Annotated in this window: 18 protein-coding genes; 12 read left to right on the top strand and 6 right to left on the bottom strand. The window is 71.0% G+C overall.

All coding sequences use genetic code 11. The features are described 5' to 3' along the window. Nucleotides 1-40 precede the first annotated feature (40 nt). Together ACZ4Z4_RS04745 and ACZ4Z4_RS04740 are read right to left on the bottom strand one after the other, a co-directional pair. Complete coding sequence (locus ACZ4Z4_RS04745) at nt 41-601, bottom strand: isochorismatase family protein (RefSeq protein ID WP_468322238.1); 561 nt, start codon at nt 599-601, stop codon at nt 41-43. A gap of 52 nt (nt 602-653) precedes the next feature. Next, complete coding sequence (locus ACZ4Z4_RS04740) at nt 654-1,466, bottom strand: SAM-dependent methyltransferase (protein ID WP_468322235.1); 813 nt, start codon at nt 1,464-1,466, stop codon at nt 654-656. Between the two features lie 263 nt (nt 1,467-1,729). Between ACZ4Z4_RS04740 and ACZ4Z4_RS04735 the strand changes: the two genes are divergently transcribed. After that, on the top strand, nt 1,730-2,971 hold the full coding sequence (locus ACZ4Z4_RS04735; protein ID WP_468322233.1) for a cytochrome P450 family protein: 1,242 nt from the start codon (nt 1,730-1,732) through the stop codon (nt 2,969-2,971). Nucleotides 2,972-2,981: 10 nt separating this feature from the next. Here ACZ4Z4_RS04735 and ACZ4Z4_RS04730 read toward each other — a convergent pair whose 3' ends face one another. After that, complete coding sequence (locus ACZ4Z4_RS04730; RefSeq protein WP_468322230.1) at nt 2,982-4,109, bottom strand: FAD-dependent oxidoreductase; 1,128 nt, start codon at nt 4,107-4,109, stop codon at nt 2,982-2,984. A gap of 157 nt (nt 4,110-4,266) precedes the next feature. Between ACZ4Z4_RS04730 and ACZ4Z4_RS04725 the strand changes: the two genes are divergently transcribed. Beyond that, nucleotides 4,267-5,184, top strand: a complete 918-nt coding sequence (locus tag ACZ4Z4_RS04725; protein WP_468324109.1) for a LysR family transcriptional regulator — start codon at nt 4,267-4,269, stop codon at nt 5,182-5,184. 63 nt (nt 5,185-5,247) lie between these two features. On the opposite strand, the gene ACZ4Z4_RS04720 is transcribed toward ACZ4Z4_RS04725, so the two are convergent. Continuing rightward, nucleotides 5,248-5,823, bottom strand: a complete 576-nt coding sequence (locus ACZ4Z4_RS04720; RefSeq protein WP_468322228.1) for a DUF6328 family protein — start codon at nt 5,821-5,823, stop codon at nt 5,248-5,250. Between the two features lie 186 nt (nt 5,824-6,009). On the opposite strand from ACZ4Z4_RS04720, the gene ACZ4Z4_RS04715 reads away from it, so the two are divergent. The 10 genes from ACZ4Z4_RS04715 (at nt 6,010) to ACZ4Z4_RS04670 (ending at nt 17,878) form a co-directional block, all read left to right on the top strand. Beyond that, nucleotides 6,010-6,849, top strand: a complete 840-nt coding sequence (locus ACZ4Z4_RS04715) for an SDR family oxidoreductase (RefSeq protein WP_468322226.1) — start codon at nt 6,010-6,012, stop codon at nt 6,847-6,849. A gap of 6 nt (nt 6,850-6,855) precedes the next feature. Next, on the top strand, nt 6,856-7,917 hold the full coding sequence (locus ACZ4Z4_RS04710; protein ID WP_468322223.1) for a type I phosphomannose isomerase catalytic subunit: 1,062 nt from the start codon (nt 6,856-6,858) through the stop codon (nt 7,915-7,917). A gap of 216 nt (nt 7,918-8,133) precedes the next feature. Continuing rightward, on the top strand, nt 8,134-9,132 hold the full coding sequence (locus tag ACZ4Z4_RS04705; protein ID WP_468324107.1) for a LacI family DNA-binding transcriptional regulator: 999 nt from the start codon (nt 8,134-8,136) through the stop codon (nt 9,130-9,132). Nucleotides 9,133-9,262: 130 nt separating this feature from the next. After that, a complete protein-coding gene (locus ACZ4Z4_RS04700; RefSeq protein ID WP_468322221.1) occupies nt 9,263-10,597 on the top strand; it encodes an extracellular solute-binding protein in 1,335 nt (444 codons plus the stop codon). Nucleotides 10,598-10,602: 5 nt separating this feature from the next. Beyond that, on the top strand, nt 10,603-11,589 hold the full coding sequence (locus ACZ4Z4_RS04695) for a carbohydrate ABC transporter permease (RefSeq protein ID WP_468324104.1): 987 nt from the start codon (nt 10,603-10,605) through the stop codon (nt 11,587-11,589). Next, nucleotides 11,586-12,422 carry a carbohydrate ABC transporter permease gene (locus ACZ4Z4_RS04690; RefSeq protein ID WP_468322218.1) on the top strand — a complete coding sequence of 279 codons (837 nt, stop codon included), beginning with the start codon at nt 11,586-11,588 and terminating at the stop codon, nt 12,420-12,422. The genes ACZ4Z4_RS04695 and ACZ4Z4_RS04690 overlap by 4 nt, the downstream gene beginning before the upstream one ends. A 48-nt stretch (nt 12,423-12,470) precedes the next feature. Then, nucleotides 12,471-14,702, top strand: coding sequence for a glycoside hydrolase family 3 N-terminal domain-containing protein (locus tag ACZ4Z4_RS04685; RefSeq protein WP_468322216.1), 2,232 nt, complete (start codon nt 12,471-12,473; stop codon nt 14,700-14,702). Between the two features lie 95 nt (nt 14,703-14,797). After that, nucleotides 14,798-15,760, top strand: a complete 963-nt coding sequence (locus tag ACZ4Z4_RS04680) for a glycoside hydrolase family 6 protein (RefSeq protein ID WP_468322213.1) — start codon at nt 14,798-14,800, stop codon at nt 15,758-15,760. Between the two features lie 104 nt (nt 15,761-15,864). After that, on the top strand, nt 15,865-16,290 hold the full coding sequence (locus ACZ4Z4_RS04675; protein WP_468322210.1) for a DUF6299 family protein: 426 nt from the start codon (nt 15,865-15,867) through the stop codon (nt 16,288-16,290). A 136-nt stretch (nt 16,291-16,426) separates the two neighbouring features. After that, nucleotides 16,427-17,878 (top strand): vanadium-dependent haloperoxidase, encoded by a 1,452-nt coding sequence (locus tag ACZ4Z4_RS04670; protein ID WP_468322207.1) that lies wholly within the window; start codon nt 16,427-16,429, stop codon nt 17,876-17,878. A 60-nt stretch (nt 17,879-17,938) separates the two neighbouring features. Here ACZ4Z4_RS04670 and ACZ4Z4_RS04665 read toward each other — a convergent pair whose 3' ends face one another. Both ACZ4Z4_RS04665 and ACZ4Z4_RS04660 read right to left on the bottom strand, forming a co-directional pair. Beyond that, complete coding sequence (locus ACZ4Z4_RS04665) at nt 17,939-18,919, bottom strand: hypothetical protein (protein ID WP_468322205.1); 981 nt, start codon at nt 18,917-18,919, stop codon at nt 17,939-17,941. Between the two features lie 43 nt (nt 18,920-18,962). Beyond that, on the bottom strand, nt 18,963-19,832 hold the full coding sequence (locus ACZ4Z4_RS04660) for an alpha/beta fold hydrolase (RefSeq protein WP_468322202.1): 870 nt from the start codon (nt 19,830-19,832) through the stop codon (nt 18,963-18,965). Nucleotides 19,833-19,850 lie beyond the last annotated feature (18 nt).

The raw sequence follows: 19,850 nt of genomic DNA, 5'->3' as shown, positions 1-19,850 counted from the left end.
CTGAATCGCTGCACAGCTGGATCGCCGGGTGGACGGGACGTCAGAGTGTGCCGCCGAAGGAGATCTTCTCGGTCTCGACGGCTGCGGCCGTCCGTCCCGGAGCCGCCTGGTGGCTCCAGTACAGATTCGTGTGCGCGATGACCTGGTCCGGTGGCGGCGCGCCCCACGCCGTCTTGTCGTTCGTCGTGTGGGCGTCGCTGGCCAGCGTCACGTCGTAGCCCCGGGTGAACGCGCCGTGGAGCGTGGAGCGGACGCACGCGTCGGTCTCCGCGCCCGCGACGACGAGCCGCCCCGCGCCGAGCCCCGCCAGGACGGACTCCAGAGTGGTGTCCTCGAAGGAGTCGCCGTAGCGCTTCTCGACGAGCGGCTCGGCGTCCGCCGGTGTCAGCTCCCGGGCGATCCGCCAGCCGTCGCTGCCCTTCGTGAGCGCCTCGTTGGAGTGCTGGACCCAGACGACCGGGGCCCCTTCCCGCCGGGCCCGCTCGACGAGACCGGCCACGTTCGCGACGACCGCGTCACGCCGGTGGGCCCCGTCGACGACGTCCTCCTGCACGTCGACGACGAGGAGTACGGTGTTGGGTCGGTTCTCCAGTGTGGTCACGATCCTTCTCCCCCTGCTCCCGGTGGGCCGCCTGTACGCGGCGCGCGGACTCTCAGGGTTTCACGGCCACCGCTCCGAACTGGGGGAGCATTCCGGCGGATTCCGGCTCCGCGCGCCACTGCGCGCACGACACGAGGCCGGGGGCGACGAGGTCGAGGCCGTCGAAGAACGCGCTGACCTCCGCACGGCTCCGGGCGGTGATCGGGGGCGTGGCGTTCTCGTTCCAGAACTGCATGGCCTCGATGTTGCCCTCGCCGCCGAGATCGGTGTCGGTGGTCGGATGGGTGATGGCGAGGTAACTGCCGGACGGCACCGCGGACATGATCCGGCGCACGATGTCCAGCGCCTGTTCCGTGTCGAGGACGAAGTTGAGGATGCCCAGCATCATGACCGCGACGGGCCGGTCGAGGTCGAGCGTCGCCGAGGCGCCCTCGATGACGCTGTCCGGGTGGTGGGCGTCGGCGTCGATGTAGTCGGTGGCGCCCTGCGGGGTGCCGACCAGCAGGCTGCGGGCGTGGACCAGCACGATGGGGTCGTTGTCGACGTAGACGATCCGGGACTCGGGCGCGATCCGCTGGGCGATCTCGTGGGTGTTGTCCAGGGTCGGCAGGCCGGTGCCGATGTCCAGGAACTGCCGCACTCCGCGCTCGGCGGTCAGGAAACGGACCGCGCGGCCGAGGAATTCGCGGTCCGCGCGGGCCACGTCGCGGATCACGGGGAACATGGTGGCGACCTGGTCGCCGACCTGCTGGTCGACCTCGTAGTGGTCCTTTCCGCCGATCCAGTAGTTCCACACCCGTGCGTTGTGCGCGACCCCGGTGTTCAGCCTGCCCGATACGTCCGACGGGTGCTGGCTCACACTCACGTCTTCCCCTCTCCGCGCGCACGCAGATGCTGTCCTGCGCGCGCAACCACTGTGATGACGATGAACCGTTGGGCCATTGTCGCTCACGGCCGTTCCCGGGAACGGCGGTGTCGGTGAGGGATCCGAGGCCCTCGACAGTGAGCCTGGGGCCCGCGCTTGTCGAAGAACCTGGGACGAGGCGGGCGTCGGGAGAATACGGTCGAGACAGACCGAAATGCGGGCCCGGGCCGCGACGCAGGCCGGGCCGGAGAGGCGGGCAGCACATGGCCGGCATCGTTGATCTGGACGCGTACGGCGAGGACTTCAGGGCTGATCCGTATCCCTACTACGCCGAGCTGCGCGACCGCGGCCCGGTGCACCAGGTGCGGCTGCCCGGCGGGCAGGAGGCGTGGTTGGTGGTCGGTCACGACGCGGCGCGGGCCGCGCTCGCCGACCCCCGCCTCGCCAAGGACTGGCGTGCCACCCGCATGTGGGACGAGAGCGACAGGCTGACCCCGCTCTCCAGCAACCTGCTGGAGCTCGACCCACCGCACCACACCCGCCTGCGCAAGCTGGTGGCACGGGAGTTCACCGCCCGCCGGATCGAGGCACTGGGCCCCCGCGTCCAGCAGATCACCGACGGGTTGTTGGACGCGATGCTGGCCACTCCCGACGGCCGTGCCGACCTTGTCGAGGCGCTCGCCTTCCCGCTCCCGATCATTGTCATCTGCGAATTGCTGGGCGTCCCGGACATGGACCGGGCCGAGTTCCGCGGCTGGTCCAACGAGATCGTCACCCCGACGGACGAGGAGGCGGTCGAAGCCGCCGTCCTGGGCATGACCGGCTACCTCGACGGGCTGATCGAGAGGAAGCGCCGGGAGCCGGGCGACGACCTCCTCAGCGCGCTGGTCCGCGCCGCGGACGGGAGCGGTGCCGGGGATGGGAGCGTCGACGGGGACGGGGCGAGCGGTCCGGACCCCGACCGGCTCTCGCGGGAAGAACTGATCGGCATGGCCTCCCTGTTGCTGGTCGCCGGCCATGAGACGACCGTCAGCCTCATCGCCAATGGCGTCCGGGCGCTGCTTGGCCACCCCGACCAACTGGCTGCGTTACGGGCCGACTTAGGCCTTGTGGAGGGGGCCGTGGAGGAGATGCTGCGCTACGACGGGCCGATCGAGGCGGCCACCTGGCGCTTCACGGACGGCCCTGTGGACATCGGCGGCACCGTCGTCCCCGACCGGCAGTTCGTGCTGGTCTCCCTCGCCTCCGCGGACCGTGACCCCGAGCGTTTCCCCGGCCCGGACCGCTTCGACATCACCCGCGACGCCCGCGGTCATATCGCCTTCGGCCATGGCATTCACTACTGCCTGGGCGCCCCGCTGGCCCGGCTGGAGGGCCGTATCGCCGTGCGTGCCCTTTTGGAACGCTGCCCCGGCCTGGCCCTTGACCCCGGTGCCGGGGCGCTGTCGTGGCGCACCGGCATGCTCGTCCGCGGCCCGCACCGCCTGCCGGTCCGCTGGGTCTGAGCGCCGACTGTCAAGGCAGTTCCCTGAGCATGGTCATGGTGCGGTTCATGAGGCCCGGCACGTCGCCGCGCACCCCGTCGAGCTGCCACTGCCCGATCCGGACGGACGCCTCGACGACCGGCCGGACGCGGGCGATCCGTCGCTCGTAGTACGCCTGGAACAGCGCGTCGTCCCAGGTGTCGGAGCCGGTCAGTAGCTGGGCGAGGACCCAGGCGTCCTCCAGGGACAGGGCGGCGCCCTGGGCGAGCGTGGGCGGGCAGCAGTGGGCGGCGTCACCGACGAGGACGACACGGCCGCGGTGCCAGGAGCCTTCGACCAGCAGCCGGTCGAACCAGGTGTAGTTGACCTTCGCCGGATCGGTGATGTGCTCGGTGATCTCGGGCCAGTGGCCGCCGTAGGCCGAGGCCAGTCCGCGCATCTCGTCCGCGTACGCCTCGTGCGGTATGGAGGCGCGGTCGCGGCCGGCCTCCACGACGAAGGCGTAGAGGGTGGTGTCGCTGGTGGGGCAGTAGCCGGCGATGTAGGCGGGACCGCCGTAGGCGAGGTCGGCGCGGGTGACGCCGGCCGGGCGCGGGGCGGCGACGCGCCAGATGGCCATGCCGGTGGGTTCGGGCTTGAGGGTGATGCCGATCGCGGCGCGGGTCGCCGAACCGAGGCCGTCGGCGGCGATCACCAGGTCGTAGCGGGCCTCGACACCGTCGGAGAGCCTGACAAAGACGCCGTCGGCGTCCTGGCCCAGGATCTCGGCGGTGGTGCCGAGCCGGACGGTCGCCCCGCTCGCGCGCACTGCCTGGCTGAGGATGCGCTGGAGCCGGGGGCGTTGCATGCCGACGGTGGCGGGCAGATCGTCACCGCCGGTGCGCAGGTCGTCCTGCGCGTGCAGGACCGTGCCGTCGGGGGCGACGATGCCGATCGAGCCGAAACCGGAACCGGACGCTGACACCTGCTCCCAGACGCCGAGTTCACGCAGGACGCGCAGGGCGTTGCCCTGGAGGGTGATGCCGGATCCGGCGGTGGCGTTCCAGTCGTCCCTGGCTTCGATCAGGTCCACCGTGTGACCGGCGCGGCGCAGCAGGATCGTCACGGCGGTGCCGGCCGCGCCGCCGCCGACGACGAGGACGGTGCGGGGGTGGTTCATGGAGAACTCCTTGTATCCACGGGCTGCTTGGCGGCGTCTGCGACGGCACTTAATCTGGACCCGCCACCGGCGATCAAGGAAATAGATTCTGTGGATGACCGGCATCCACGCGGCGAATTTCCGCAGGTCGAAGCCGCACAGTGAGGGGAACGCGCCCGTGAATCTGAGTCGCCTGGATCTCAATCTCGTCGTCGCCCTGCGCGCGCTCCTGGAGGAGCGCAACGTCACCCGTGCCGGGCAGCGCGTCGGCCTCAGCCAGCCGGCGATGAGTGCGGCGCTGTCACGCCTGCGCCGCCACTTCGACGACGACCTGCTGGCCCGCGTCGGCGGACACTACGAACTCACCGCCCTCGGCCAGGTGCTCCTGGACCGCGCGTCCACCGCGTACGACCTGCTGGAGCGCCTCTTCGCCAGCCAGGCGTCCTTCGATCCGGCCAGGGAGAGCCGCGAGTTCACCCTGGTGGCGTCCGACTACGCGGTGGCGGTCTTCGGCGCCGAACTCGCCCGGGTGGTGCACGAGGAGGCTCCCGGCATCCGACTGCGTTTCGCGCAGACCCCGGCCACCGAGGTGGACGCCACGGACACCCTGCTGAGCAGCGTCGACGGACTCCTCATGCCGCACGGCGTCATCAGTGACTTCCCCGCCACCGACCTCTACCGGGACCGGTGGGTGTTCCTGGTCGCCGACGACCACCCGAGCATCGACGACCGGCTGACCCACGAGGACCTGGCCCGCCTGCCGTGGGTCACCTATCAGCGCACCTACGACGCACCGGCCGTCCGGCAGCTCGGCATGCTGGGCATCGAACCCAGGGTCGAGGTGTCCGTCGAGAGCTTCCAGATCATGCCGCTGCTGGTCGCGGGCACCCAGCGCATCGCCCTGATCCAGGCCCGCCTCGCCCGGCTCCTCGCGCCGCTCGCCGCCGTGCGCGTGGTGGAGCCGCCGTACGAGGCGGTGCCCCTGCGGGAGGCGTTGTGGTGGCATCCCGTGCACACCCACGACGCGGCCCACATATGGCTCAGGGAGACGGCGGCCCGCGTCGGCGGCCGCATGGCCGACGTATCGGAGAGGTGAACCGCGCGGAACCCGGCGACCGCCACAGCGAGGGCAGTCGCTCCGTCCCGACCGCGCTGTGCTTCAGTCTTCGCGCGGCCGCGTCGCGCGCCGGGCGGCGCGGCGCCGCAAGCGCCACGGCAGGGCGAACCAGCAGATGCCGAACCACAGCATGACGCCACCGACGAGGGCTTCGGCAAGGGGGCCCGGCACCACGATGCGCAGGATCAGCAGGAGCGTGCAGCCGATGGTCAACGCGAGGAGGACCATGCCGCACATCATCAGGCGCCCCGCGGTCTGCACCACCTCGTCCTTCATGCGCTGCCCGGACAGGAAGCGGTGGAGGGAGACCGGCGCGATCAACGCCCCCGTGGCCGACGCGCCAAGGACCACGGTCACGACATAGACGACGCGGTCGAACGTCCCCAGCTCCCGGAACAGGGGAGTGAACGCCACACTGAGCAGGAACCCGAAGAGGATCTGCACGCCCGTCTGGGCGACCCGCGTCTCCTGGAGGATCTCGTGCCAGCGACGGTTGACCCGCTCGTGCGCGGACTCCGGCGCTTCGGCATCGCTCCTCCTCGATCCGTCACTGTCCTGACGCGGACAGCGGACGGCGCCCTTGTCCGCCGACTCGGCCGACCGCTCCGTCATGGTCATGGCATCCTCCCGTGCTCAGGGGAACCGGATGCCCCGTCCGCTCCCTTCCAAGCAGGTCCGAGGCGTGGACGGGCCGGTCGGGCCGCAGCCGGCGGTACGCCCCCGAGCCCGCGGGCCGGAAATGCACGCTGCCTCGTTTCACCGCAGGATGGCAGGGCAGCAGCGCGTCATCGGCAGGAGAACCTCGTGAACCAGCCCCCGCAGCAGCAGTCCCCGCCCGGCACCACCGGACAGATGCGTCCACGCCCCGACCACGGTGAGGAGTCCTACCGCGGCTCCGGCCGGCTGTCCGGCAAGAGTGCCCTGATCACCGGAGGGGACAGCGGCATCGGACGAGCCGTCGCCATCGCCTTCGCCCGTGAGGGTGCCGACGTCCTGATCTCCTACCTCGACGAACACGAGGACGCCCGCGACACGGCACGGTGGGTGGAGCAGGCCGGCCGCAAGGCGGTCCTCGTCCCCGGCGACCTGGCGGACCCGGAGCACTGCCGCTCCGTGGTGCGTACGGCGGCGGAGACCTTCGGACGTATCGACGTACTCGTGTCCAACGCGGCGTACCAGATGACCCGCGACACCCTGGAGGACATCCCCGACCAGGAGTGGGACCACACGCTCGCGGTGAACCTCAGCGCACTGTTCCACCTGTCCAAGGCCGCCGTGCCGCACATGCGTCCGGGGGCGTCGATCATCGCCACCACCTCCGTCAACTCCGACATGCCTCCGCCGCAACTGCTGCCCTACGACGTCACCAAGGCCGGAATCGCCAACTTCGTCGGGGCCGCGTCCCAGCTCCTCGCGGAGAAGGGCATCCGGGTGAACAGCGTCGCGCCGGGCCCGATCTGGACACCGCTGATCCCCTCGACCATGCCGGCGGAACAGGTGGAGGGCTTCGGGCAGGACGTGCCGCTCGGCAGGCCGGGCCAGCCCGCCGAAGTGGCACCGGTGTACGTCATGCTCGCCTCCGACGAAGGCAGCTACGTCTCCGGGGCCCGCATCGCGGTCACCGGCGGGCAGCCCATCCTGTAGGCCGTCGTGGACTGGTACCCGCTGCGGCTCACCACGCCGGTCAAACAGCACGTCTTCGGCGGCCGGACCATCCCGGACCTGCTGGGGCGCACCGGCCTGCCCCCGGGCCGGATCGCCGAGACGTGGGAGGTCAGCGATGTCGACGGCGACGGGGCGCGCGTACGGGAGGGACCGCTGAGCGGCAGCACGCTGCGCGAACTGACCGAACGGGATCCGGAAGGTCTGATGGGCCGGGGATGGCGCGGGCAGCGTTTTCCCCTCCTGACGAAGTTCATCGACGCGGCGGGCCCGCTGCCGGTGCATCTGCACCCCGACGACTCCGCCGCGCACGGCCGGGGCGAGCCGAACGGCAAGACCGAGGCGTGGCACATCCTCCACGCCGAGCCGGGCGCCACCGCCCTGGTCGGTGTGCGGCCGGGCGTCACGGGTGAGGTGCTGCGCAGCGCGCTGCTGGCGCAGGACTTCGACGCGGTGATGCGCCGGCTGCCCGTGCGTGCCGGGGAGACGCTGTACGTCCCGGCCGGCACCCTGCACAGCTTCGGCCCCGGCACACTCGTGTACGAGATCGAGCAGACGTCCGACCTCCAGGAACACGCGATGCGGCACCGCATGGAGGACGGTTCCCCGCTCTCCGACGAAGAGTGGCACGCCAACATCGAGGCGCTCCTGAAGCAGTGGAAGCCCGACCGCCGACCGGAATTCGTACCCGGGCTGCGCCTTCCCGTGGCCGACGGCGTCGACCGGGTGATCCTGTGCGTCGGCCCGTACTTCGCCCTGGAACGCTGGCGTGTACGGAGCCAGGCCGTGCTCGACCACGACTTCGGTACCGCGCACATCCTCAGCAACGGGGGAGCGCCGGCCACCGTCACCTGTGCGGGCCGAGCCCTGGAGCTGGGCCGGGCGCAGACCGTACTGCTGCCCGCCGCTCTCGGGACAGTACGCGTCCAGGGCGCCGCCGACGTTCTCGTCGGCTACCTTCCCGATCTCGAACGTGACATCCGCCGCCCCCTCGCCGCCGCCGGTTACGGACCGGACGTCGTGGCCGCACTCGGCGAAGACCTTTCCTGACACCACACCACCCGGCATGTCTTACGGTTTCCGGAAGGCGTCCGGAGCTTCCGGGCGTCCAGTGACGGGGAGGTGGGGACGGTGGCCGGGGAAGGCACTCAGCGCAAGGCAGCCACGCAGCGCACGACGGGTACCCAGCGCAAGACGGGCACCCAGCGCGCGACAAGCACTCAGCGCGAAACAGGCACACGGGGCGGCCAGGACGGGGCGGCGAAGGTGACGATCGCCGAGATCGCCCGGGAGGCAGGCGTGTCCGTGCCGACCGTCTCGCGCGTCGTCAACGGACGTTCGGACGTCTCGTCCGCGACCCGCGCCCGGATCGAGGACCTGCTGCACCGGCACGGCTACCGGCGCAGGCCGTCCGCTCCCGGGGCCCGCGCGGCCCTGCTCGACCTGGTCTTCAACGACCTGGACAGTCCGTGGGCCGTCGAGATCATCCGGGGGGTCGAGGAGGTCGCGCACGAGGCGGGTGTCGGCACGGTGGTCTCCGCGATCCACGACCGGGCGGGCGCCGCGCGACAGTGGATGACCAATCTGCGGGCCCGGGCATCCGACGGAGTGATCCTCGTGACGTCGGTGCTCGCACCGGGCCTCCATGACGAACTGCGCCGCCTGGGGGTGCCGTTGGTGGTGATCGACCCGGCCGGATCCCCCGCCACCGAGGCGCCCACTGTCGGCGCCACGAACTGGGCGGGCGGGATGGCGGCGACCGAGCACCTGCTCCAGCTCGGACACCGGCGCATCGGGTTCATCGAGGGCCCGCCGCGACTGCTGTGCTCACGGGCCCGCCTCGACGGCTACCGGGCCGCCCTCGACGTGGCGGGGGCCGACGTCGACGACGCGCTCGTGGTGCCCGGTGACTTCTACCACGAGGCCGGATTCACCGGCGCCGGACGGCTGTTGGACCTCCGCGAGCCGCCGACCGCGATCTTCGCCGCGAGCGACCAGATGGCGCTCGGCGCGATCGAGGCGCTGCGCCGTCGCGGCCTTCGGGTGCCGGAGGACATGAGCGTCGTCGGCTTCGACGACCTGCCGGAGGTGCGCTGGTCGTCGCCTCCTCTGACGACGGTCCGTCAGCCGCTGTCCGACATGGGCAAGTTGGCCGCGCGCATGCTGCTCGACCTCGCGCGGAACGTCGATCCGGCGTCGCCTCGGGTGGAACTCGCGACCGAGCTGGTCGTCCGCGCGAGCACCGCGCCACCGCGCTCCGCATAGCGAAGCGGAACAGCACACTTCGGGGGCGTCAACAGCCGTTTCTGTCCGGGCCGTTGACGCCCCCGACGTATGCCCGTAACTTCCATGGCCACCTCTCGATAATTATCGGAACTCTTCCGGAAGGTGCGCCATGCCAGCCTTCGACCGAGCCGTCACGTCCGCGTCCGGCGCCGCGTTAACAGCTCTCTCCCGCCGCCGGTTCCTGGGCACCGCGTCGGCGGTGGGGCTGGGCGCGGCAGGCCTCTCCGCCTGCTCGGACTCCGGGTCCACCACCACCGACAGCGAGGGCAGGACCGTCGTGGAGTGGTGGAACATCCAGACCACGGAGCCGTCGAAGTCCGTCTGGCCCGAGCGGGCCAAGGCGTTCGAAGCCGAGCACCCCGATGTGCGCATCAAGCTCGTCACGATGGAGAACGACGCCTACAAGTCGAAGATGACGGCGCTGACCAGTTCCGGAAAACTGCCGGACATCTATCACACGTGGGGCGGCGGTGTGCTCGAGCAGCAGGTCGACGCCGGACTCGTCGAGGAGCTGACCCCCTCCATCCGGCCCTGGGCGGACACCCTCATGCCGGCCTCGCTGAAGCCGTACGAGATCGACGGGAAGACCTACGCCGTACCGTTCGAGATCGGAGCGGTCGGCTTCTGGTACAACAAGGCGCTGTTCGCCAAAGCCGGCGTCGAGACACCGCCCACCACCTGGGCCGATTACCTCGACACGGTCGAGAGGCTGAAGAGCGCCGGCCTCACCCCGATCGCCCTCGCGGGCAAGGAGAAGTGGCCCGGCATGTACTACTGGGCCTACCTGTCCATGCGGATCGCCGGGGTCGACGGCATGCGGAAGGCCGCCGACGCGGAGGACTTCACCGGGGACGACTTCGTCAAGGCGGGGGAGCACCTCAAGGAACTCGTCTCGCTCCGGCCGTTCCAGAAGGGCCACCTCGGCGCCGCGTACTCCACGCCCAACGGCGAGGCGGCCACCATGGGCAACGGCAAGGCGGCGATGGAGCTGATGGGCCAGTGGGCACCCGTCGTGCAGGCCGACGCGGGCAAGGGCATAGGAGAGGACCTCGGATTCTTCCCGTTCCCCTCGGTCGCGGGCGGCAAGGGCGCCCGCACCGACGTCTTCGGCGGAGGAGGCGGCTACGCGGTACGCAAAGGCGCACCCCAGGCGGCCGTCGACTTCCTGCGGTTCTTCATGACGGCCGACTCCGACCGCATCCTCGTGAAGGAGGCCTCGATCATGCCGGTCGTCAAGGACGCGACGAGCGCCCTGACCGACCGCAACCTCAAGCTCGTCTCCGACACCGTCGACAAGGCCACCGGCTTCCAGCTCTACCTCGACCAGGCGTACCCGCCCGCCGTCGGCCAGGAGATCAACGACTCGGTCGCCGCCCTGATCGCCGGTTCCAAGTCGCCCGAGCAGGTGGCCCGTTCCATCACCCAGGTCGCGAAGAGCCAGTGACCGACATGACCTCCACGTACGTGAAAGCCCCCGAGCCCGCCGCCCCGCCGCGGCAGCCGGAGACGGGGCCGGACCGGCCGACGGCCCGGCGGGTCGCCGACTGGCTGACCGCCTTCTGCTTCACCCTGCCCGCCCTGCTCCTGTTCGGCGCGCTCGTGCTCACCCCGATCCTGTACGCCCTCTACGTCAGCCTCTTCAACTGGGGCGGATTCGGGTCCCCTTCGGACTACGTCGGCCTCGACAACTACAGCCGCCTCATCCGTGACCCGGTCTTCCTCGGTGACCTGTGGCGCGGCCTGCTGCTCGTACTCTTCTCGGTGTGCGTGCAGCTGCCGTTCGCGCTCGGCATGGCCGTGCTGCTCAACCGGAAGCTGCGCGGGCGGGCCCTGTACCGAGTGCTGTTCTTCGCCCCCTACGTCCTGTCCGAGGTCGTCACCGGCGTCCTCTTCTCCATGATCTTCGCGCCGGACGACGGACTCGCCGACAAGGTGCTCGGCTCGGTCGGCCTCGACGGCCTCGGCGGACTGTGGTTCGCCGACCAGGACCACGTGCTGCCGACCCTGTTCCTCGTCATGACATGGAAGTACTTCGGCTTCCACATGATGCTGTACCTCGCCGGACTGCAAGGCATCCCCACCGAACTGCACGAGGCGGCCCGCATCGACGGCGCGAGCCCCTGGCAGCGCTTCCGCCACATCACCCTGCCGCTGCTCGGACCGACGGTCCGCATCAGCGTCTTCCTCTCCGTGATCGGCGCCATCCAACTCTTCGACCTGGTGTGGGTGGTCACGCAGGGCGGCCCCGACCACCACTCCGAAACCATGGCCGTGACCATGTTCCAGTTCGGCTTCCAGCGCTACCAGATGGGCTACGCCAGCGCGATCAGCATCGCCATGTTCCTCATCAGCCTCGTCTTCGCCCTCATCTACCAGCGTTCCGTGCTGCGTCGCGACACCCAAGGAGCCCTCACCACCATGCGAACCTCCCGATGAGCGCGGGCGCGCGCGGGAAGCTGCGCTCCGTGCCGTTGTACGTGACGGTGTGGCTGGTCGGCGTCGTCATGGTCACACCGCTGCTGTACGCGTTCCTCTCCGGGTTCAAAACCACCGACCAGCTGTCCCGCAACACCTTCGGCCTGCCCTCGCCGTGGGTGACGTCCAACTACACCGACGTACTGGCCTCCGGCTCGTTCTGGCGCATGCTGGGCGCCTCCACCCTGATCGCCGTCGGCACCACCGTGCTGACGGTGGCCGCCGCTGCCCTCGCCGCCTTCGCGCTCGCCCGTTTCGCCTTCCGCGGGCGGGAAGTGCTCTTCACGCTCTTCGCCGTGGGACTGATGTTCCCGTTCGCCGTGGCGATCCTGCCGCTGTTCGTCCTGCTGCGCACCTTCGGGCTGCTCGACAACCCCTGGGGCGTGATCCTGCCGCAGGCCGCGTTCGGACTGCCCATGACCATCGTCATCCTGCGCGGCTTCTTCCGGGAGATCCCCGGCGAACTGGAGGAGGCCGCCACCCTCGACGGCTGCTCGGCGTTCGGCTTCTTCTGGCGGATCCTGCTGCCCATGGCACGGCCCGCGCTCGGCACCGTGTCCATCCTCGCCATCGTCGGAAGCTGGAACAACTTCCTGCTGCCGCTGCTGGTGTTCAGTGAACAGACCTGGTGGACGATCCCCATCGGCGTCCAGCAGTTCCAGGGCCAGTACGGCACCGACATCGCCCGCGTCTTCGCCTACCTCGTCCTCGCCATGGTGCCCGCCCTCGCGTTCTACGCGGTCGCCGAACGGCAGTTGATCGGGGGCATCACCACGGGCGCGACAAAGGGCTGAGCCCACAGACGCGAACCCGCCCGCACCACGACGTACTTGAGGAGTTCCATGGTCGAGCCATGGCAGGACACCGCCCTGCCCGCCCACGTCCGGGCGGCGGACCTGCTCGCCCGGATGACCACCGAGGAGAAGACCGCCCAGCTGACCAGCGTATGGATGGGCGCCGAGTCGGACGACGACGGAGCCTCCGACGTCGCCCCCGGCCAGCACACCTACGCGGCCCGCAGCGCAGCCCTCGACGCCCTGCTGCCCCATGGCCTCGGCCACCTCACCCGCCCCTTCGGCACCGTGCCCGTCACCCCCGCCGAGGGCGTCGCCCGCCTCGCCGCACTGCAACGCACGATCCGTGCGGGCAACCGGTTCGCCCTGCCCGCGATCGCCCACGAGGAGTGCCTGACCGGGTTCACCGCCTGGCAGGCCACCGTCCTGCCGACCCCACTGGCCTGGGGCGCCACCTTCGACCCCGCGCTGATCACCGAGATGGCGCAGGCCGTCGGCACGTCGATGCGGGCCGTCGGCGTCCACCAGGGGCTCGCCCCGGTCCTGGACGTCGCACGGGATCCGCGCTGGGGCCGGACCGAGGAGACGATCGGCGAGGACCCGTACCTCGTGGGCACCATCGGCACCGCGTACGTGCGCGGCCTCCAGTCGGCGGGGATCGTCGCCACGCTCAAGCACTTCGCCGGGTACTCGGCCTCGCGTGCCGCCCGCAACCACGCGCCCGCGTCCCTCGGCCCGCGGGAGCTCGCCGACGTGCTCCTGCCGCCGTTCGAGATGGCGGTACGCGACGGCGGCGCCCGCTCCGTGATGCCCGCCTACAACGACCTCGACGGCCTGCCCGCCCACGCCCACGCCGAACTGCTCACCCAACTCCTGCGCACACAGTGGCAGTTCACCGGCACCGTGGTGTCGGACTACTACGGCGTCCCGCTCCTTGAGGAGGCGCACCGGATCGCCGCCGACGAGGGCCGTGCCGCACGGCTCGCGCTCGCGGCCGGCGTCGACGTGGAGCTGCCGGCGGCCCGCTGCTTCGACCCCGCCGACCCGCCGCCCGAGGCCCTGCTCGACCGTGCCGCACTGCGCGTCCTCACGCAGAAGTGCGAACTGGGGCTGCTCGACCCCGACTGGGAGCCCGTCACCGACGGGGCACCCGTCGACCTCGACCCGCCCCACCTGCGGGAGCTCGCCCGCCAGGTCGCCGAGGAGTCGGTCGTCCTGCTCGCCAACGACTCCGGGGTGCTGCCGCTGAGCACCGGGCCGCGCATCGCCGTCGTCGGTCCGCTCGCCGACGAACAGGCCGCCATGCTCGGCTGCTACACCTTCCCCCGGCACGTGGGCGTGCACCATCCCGAACTGCCCACCGGCGTCGAGGTGCCGACACTCGCCGAGGCGCTGCGTGTCGAGTTCCCGGACGCCGTGTTCGTCGACGATCCGGCGGCGGCCGACGTCTGCCTGGCCGTGGTCGGGGACCGCTCGGGTCTGTTCGGCCGCGGCTCCTCGGGCGAGGGCTGTGACGCCGAAGACCTGCAACTGCCGTACGGGCAGGGCGAGATGCTGGACGAGGTGCTGGCCCGCGGAGTGCCGGTCGTCATCGTCGTACTCAGCGGAAGACCGTACGCGCTCGGCCGCTGGGCGGACCGGGCAGCCGCCGTCGTCCAGGCGTTCTTCCCCGGGCAGGAGGGCGGCGGCGCCGTCGCGGGCGTCCTCTCCGGCCGCGTCACCCCCTCCGGGCGCCTGCCCGTCGGGGTCCCGCGCGGTCCGGGCGGCCAGCCCGCACCGTACCTCGCGCCGCCGCTCGGCCGGCACGGCTTCCCCAGCTCGGTGGACCCGACACCCCTGTACCCGTTCGGGCACGGCCTCTCGTACACCACGTTCAGCTGGAGCCGGCCGCTCTGCGACGCGACGGAGTTCGCCACCGACGGCGAGACCGCGCTGCGCCTGACCGTCCGCAACACCGGACACCGTCCCGGAACCGAAGTCGTCCAGCTCTATCTGCACGACCCGGTCGGCACCGTCGCCCGCCCCGAGGTCCGCCTCGTCGGCTACGCCCGGGTGCCGCTGGAGGCCGGGGCGTCGGCGGAGGTGCACGCCACGCTCCCCGCCGACCTCGCCTCGTACACCGGCGCCGACGGCCGTCGCGTCGTCGAACCCGGCGCCCTCGAACTGCGCATCGCCGCCTCCAGCGCCCACGTCCACCACACGGTGCCGCTCACCCTGACCGGACCGGTGCGCGAGGTCGGGCACGAGCGGCGGATGAGGTGCGAGACGCGGGTCAAGTAGACCGCGCCCGCACGGAAACAGCCGCTGCGGAGATTCCGGAGCCGTTCACCACCGACCGTCCGACGCATCCCCGTCAGAAAGCCGAGGTACCCGTCATGCGCCGCAGACTGCTCACACTGTTGGCAGCGCTCGCCGCACTGTCGCCGGCGCTCGCCACCGCACCGGCCCACGCGGCCGACCCGACGACCATGACCAACGGGTTCTACGTGGACCCCGACTCGAGCGCCAAGCGGTGGGTCGCCGCCAACCCCGGTGACGGCCGGGCGCCCGCGATCAGCGCCTCCATCGCCAACACGCCGACGGCCCGCTGGTTCGGCTCGTGGAGCGGCAGCATCGACACCGCCACCGCCGCGTACACGGGCGCCGCGGACGCCCGGGACAAGCTGCCCCTCCTCGTCGCCTACAACATCTACAACCGCGACTACTGCGGCGGGCACTCCTCGGGCGGGGCCGCCTCGCCGGCCGCCTACGCGGAGTGGATCGCCCGGTTCGCGGGCGGCATCGCCGACCGCCCGGCCGTCGTCGTCCTCGAACCGGACTCCCTCGGGGACTACGGCTGCATGACCCAGCCCCAGATCGACGAACGCGAGTCCATGCTCACCGGCGCCCTCGCGGAGTTCGGCCGCCGGGCTCCCCACACCTGGGTCTACCTCGACGCCGGCAACCCGGCCTGGGCGAGCGCTGCGACCATGGCCCGACGCCTCCACGAAGCCGGTGTCCGACAGGCCCACGGCTTCTCGCTCAACGTCTCCAACTATCTGACCACGGCCGAGAACACCGCGTACGGCAACGCCGTGAACAGCGAGCTCAAGGCCCGTTACGGCTACACCAAACCGTTCGTCGTGGACACCAGCCGCAACGGAAACGGCTCCAACGGCCAGTGGTGCAACCCCGCGGGTCGCCGTATCGGCACCCCCACCCAGCAGGGCGGAGGCGCCGAGATGCTCCTGTGGATCAAGGTCCCGGGCGAGTCCGACGGCAACTGCGGCGTCGGAGCCGGCTCCTCGGCCGGGCAGTTCCTGCCCGAGGTCGCCTACAAGATGATCTACGGATACTGATCCGGGACACGACGCCGCGAACCGGGTCAATCATGTGTGGACCGACGCCGTGCCGGTATATGTGGAACTCCTCGTTCCGAGTGCCTACGCCATGAGGGATTCCCATGTCCTTGCGACAGCTCACCGCCACGTTCATCGGCACCGCACTGCTCCTGCTCACCGCCCCGGCCACCGACGCGTCCGCCGCACCCCTGGAGTCGGTGACGGTGGACCGGACCGGCAAGCTCGCCGCGGACGGCACCGTCACGCTCTCCGGCACCTACCGCTGTACGGGTGGCACGGGCCCGGTCTTCGTGTCGTCGTCGGTGGGCCAGGCGGCCAACGGTGTCCGGTACGGCATCGGTGGCTCCCGCGCGGTCTGCGACGGTGCGGAGCACCGCTGGGTGAACCGGGGCCGTACCTTGTCCAAGCTGGTTGCGGGCCCGGCTCATGTCGAGGCGACCGTGATGGAGCTGGACGCCCGCAGTGGCCTCCCGCTGCCGAAGTTCCACGCGCTCCACCGGCAGGACATCACCCTCGTCCGCGTCTGACGGGTTTCGGACAACCACCTGGCCGGGGCCGGACATTCCGCCGGGAGCGGTCCGTGCCACCGGTGCGCCGGGGCGAGGATCTCGCCGCCACCGCACCGGTGGTGAGTGACACGGACCGTCCTCAGGGGGATCGACCATGACCGCGCACATATCGCCCATGGCCGCGCACATACGGACCGGCAACGGCAAGCGGACGGCGCGCTGGCGCCGGGCCCTGGTGATCGCCGTGGCGGTGACCGCCGCGAGCACCACGCTGACCGCGGTGCCGCAGCAGGCCCATGCCGCCCTGCCGCCGCAGACCATCGCGAACCCGGTGCACTTCTGGAACGACGTGCTCATGGAGGTCGTACGAAGAGAGGGCGGCGGTCCCGGCCCGATGGCCAGGTCCGCCGCGATGCTGAACGCCGCCATCTACGACGCGGAGTCCTCGTACCAGCTCAAGTGGAAGGGCAAGATCACGTCCGAGCCCTACATACGCGCCGACAAGTACGCGGGCTGGGTCGAGGGGCCCGACGAGGAGGAGCGGGTCGTCGGACGGACCGCCTACAACATCCTGCTCGGGCTCTACCCGGCTCAGACCCACTACCTGGACGCACGGTTCCGCGAGCGCTTCGGCGCCGAGCCGACCGGGTTCGACCTCCTCGACACGACGATCGTCGGGCCGATGGTCAAGCAGATGCGGGACGCGCGGCACGCCGACGGGTCCGACAACGACGAGAAGTACGTCGCGGACAACAAGCCCGGCGCCTGGCGGCCCACCAGCTATCCCGACATGGTCGACCCCACGTGCACGCAGGCCAGCCAGGCCGTGACCCCGTTCTGGGGGCAGGTCAAACCCTTCGCACTGACGTCGGGCTCGCAGTTCCGGCCGCCGACCCCCGGTGTGTACGGCACGTACGAGAAGCTGCTGGCCAGCGACGCGTACAAACAGCAGGTCGAGGTGGTGCGCAAGGCCGGTGCCGACGGGCCCACCGCCAAGACCCCCGAGGTCAACCGGACGACGGAGCAGGAAGCGGTGGCCTGGTTCTGGGCGAACGACGAGGACGGCACGTACAAGCCGCCGGGGCAGCTGCTCCAGGCCACGCGTGAGGTCGCGACCCAGCAGAAGCTCAACACGTACGAGAACGCCCGGCTGTTCGCGCTCGTCTCCATCGCGATGGCGGACGCCGGGATCGCCGTGCGGGACGTGAAGTACCTGACCTCGATCGACCTGTGGCGCCCCGTGTCCGCCATCCGCGACAGCGGCCTGGACCCCGAGTGGAAGCCCCTCCTCAAGACACGCGCCGGAGTCAACGTGACCCCGTGCTTCCCGGCCTGGGCCTCCGGACACGCCACCTTCGGCGCCGCCTGGGCGGGCGTGATGAAGCGCTACTTCCGCAACGACGAGATCGCCTTCACCATGACCACCGACGAACCGCAGTCCCCGATCAAGTCCCGCTCGTTCACCAGCTTCAGCCAGGCCGCCCAGGAGGACGCACAGAGCCGGGTCTGGCTGGGCGTCCACTTCCCGTGGGACGCCGAGGACGGCCTCGTACTCGGTGACAAGATCGCCAACCACGTCTACACGACCAAGCTGCGCAAGCTCTGACGCCCGCCCCGGGCCCGGCAGCCCGGCCGGCACGACGACCGGCCGGGCTGCCTGCGGTCTCTATCGGGTGTGGGCAGGGCTGATCCGCGCGGTCAGGAGGTTGGGGTCGTTGTTGGTGAAGTAGGCGCCGCTGGCGATGTAGGCCTTCTTGCCGCGTACGGCGAGCGAGGTCGGGTTCTCCAGCCCGTCGGCGTCGGTCAGTACGACGGTGTGGCTGCCGTCAGGTCTGACGCGGGCCACTTCGTTGTCCGCGTTGATCGCGGCCAGGAGCGTGTCGCCGTGGCCGGTGAACGCGAAGTCGTCGATGTTGGTCAGGCCGGTGGCCCGGGTCTCGACGCGGCCCGCGGTGCCGTACTGGGTGACGGGGATGCGCAGCACGGTGCCCTTGTCCAGGTTGGACACCCAGACGGCCCCCTTGTGAACCTTGATGCCGTTGGCTCCGAGGAATCCGGCGGCGGCCAGGTCCGGGGCGGTGACCCAGCGGGTGGGCCTGCCTCCGGTGACGGGCACCCGCCACACCGTGCCGAGGACCGAGTCGGCCACGTACAGCCGGCCCTGGTGGTGGTCGAGGGCCAGGCCGTTGGGCAGGCCGTCGGCCGGGAGCGCGGCGATGCGCCGCGGGGTGCCGCCGGGACGCAGGCGCCACAGCCCTGTCAGGTCGCTGCTGCCGGTGGCGTACAGGAAGTACAGGGTGCCGTCATGGGAACGGACGATGCCGCCGAGGAAGGGCGAGGAGAGAGCGGGGGTCTCCGCGTCGGCCGGAGGCTTGGGCAGGGTGGCGAGGACCTGTACGCGGCCGTCGGGGTGGATGCGGGCAACTTGGCGGCTGTAGGCGAAGGTGACGACGGCACTGCCGCCGGGCTCCAGGGTGATGTTCTCCGGGCGCTGGCCGTCGGCCATGTTCAGGTGGGCCACGAAGTGTACGTGCGGCTTCGGGGCGGCGGTGGCCGCTGTCGTGGGGCCGGTCGCGGTCATGGTGAGGGCCGCGGCGACGGCCGAGACGAGGAGGCCGGTGCGCGTGCCTGTCAGGAATCCGGGCATGGGTGATCTCTTCTTCTTGTCTTTGTCTCTGGGGTGCTTCCGGTCAGTGGTGGGAGCGGACGGAGCGGACCGCGCGCAGGATCAGGCCGGTGACGGGACCGGGATCGCTCACTGAGACCGCGTGCGGGGCGCGGACGGTGACCGTGTGGGCGCGGGCGCGCCCGGCCATCCAACGCTCGGCGGCCGGCGGGATGTTGCGGTCCTCGGTGGCCACGAGGTACCAGCTGGGGATCTTCTTCCACGCGGCCGCGGTCGCCGGTTCCCGCAGGGCTGCCAGGGTGATCGGACGCTGTCCCGCGGCCATGACCTGGGCGGTCTGCCGGGGGACACCGGCCGCGAACTGCTTGCGGAACACGTCCTTCTTGATGACCAGTTCCTCGCCCCGACCGCCGCCGGGCAGCGGGTAGTACTGCGTGGCGGTCGCCTGCCCCAGCGTGCTGCCGGGGAACTTGTCGGTGAGCTGGAGCGCGCTCTCCCCGATGTCGGGCACGAACGCGGCGATGTAGACCAGCGCCTCGACCCTCGGGTGATCGGCCGCGGCCTGGCTGATCACCGCACCGCCATAGGAGTGCCCCACCAGCACGATCGGTCCGGTGACGCTGTCCAGCACGCTGCGGATGTAGGCGGCGTCGCTCGCCAGTCCGCGCAGGGGCAGCGCCGGTGCCAGGACGCGGTGGCCTTGGCGTTGCAGGCGTTCGACGACCGCGCTCCAGCTGGAGGCGTCGGCGAACGCGCCGTGGATCAGGACGACGGTGGGCGCGGCCGGGCGACCGTACCGTTCGGCGGGGCGGCCGGCCGTGGCCTGTGGGGTCTGTGTTGTCGGCGTGGCCTGTGCGGCACCGGCGGTTCCCAGGGCGGCGGCGCCGGCCAGGAGGGACACGGTGACGGTGCGGCGGGAGATCGGTGGGTTCATCGTTCGCTCTCTCTGGAG

This window comes from Streptomyces sp. NPDC030245, assembly GCF_055572995.1.
This window is presented reverse-complemented; position numbering and strand designations above follow the sequence as displayed.

Coding starts and splice junctions, on each gene's coding strand:
- ACZ4Z4_RS04675 (WP_468322210.1), top strand. CDS start 15,865: ATGTCCTTGCGACAGCTCACCGCCACGTTCATCGGCACCGCACTGCTC.
- ACZ4Z4_RS04685 (WP_468322216.1), top strand. CDS start 12,471: ATGGTCGAGCCATGGCAGGACACCGCCCTGCCCGCCCACGTCCGGGCG.
- ACZ4Z4_RS04660 (WP_468322202.1), bottom strand. CDS start 19,832: ATGAACCCACCGATCTCCCGCCGCACCGTCACCGTGTCCCTCCTGGCC.
- ACZ4Z4_RS04680 (WP_468322213.1), top strand. CDS start 14,798: ATGCGCCGCAGACTGCTCACACTGTTGGCAGCGCTCGCCGCACTGTCG.
- ACZ4Z4_RS04690 (WP_468322218.1), top strand. CDS start 11,586: ATGAGCGCGGGCGCGCGCGGGAAGCTGCGCTCCGTGCCGTTGTACGTG.
- ACZ4Z4_RS04730 (WP_468322230.1), bottom strand. CDS start 4,109: ATGAACCACCCCCGCACCGTCCTCGTCGTCGGCGGCGGCGCGGCCGGC.
- ACZ4Z4_RS04720 (WP_468322228.1), bottom strand. CDS start 5,823: ATGACCATGACGGAGCGGTCGGCCGAGTCGGCGGACAAGGGCGCCGTC.
- ACZ4Z4_RS04700 (WP_468322221.1), top strand. CDS start 9,263: ATGCCAGCCTTCGACCGAGCCGTCACGTCCGCGTCCGGCGCCGCGTTA.
- ACZ4Z4_RS04670 (WP_468322207.1), top strand. CDS start 16,427: ATGACCGCGCACATATCGCCCATGGCCGCGCACATACGGACCGGCAAC.
- ACZ4Z4_RS04695 (WP_468324104.1), top strand. CDS start 10,603: ATGACCTCCACGTACGTGAAAGCCCCCGAGCCCGCCGCCCCGCCGCGG.
- ACZ4Z4_RS04735 (WP_468322233.1), top strand. CDS start 1,730: ATGGCCGGCATCGTTGATCTGGACGCGTACGGCGAGGACTTCAGGGCT.
- ACZ4Z4_RS04665 (WP_468322205.1), bottom strand. CDS start 18,919: ATGCCCGGATTCCTGACAGGCACGCGCACCGGCCTCCTCGTCTCGGCC.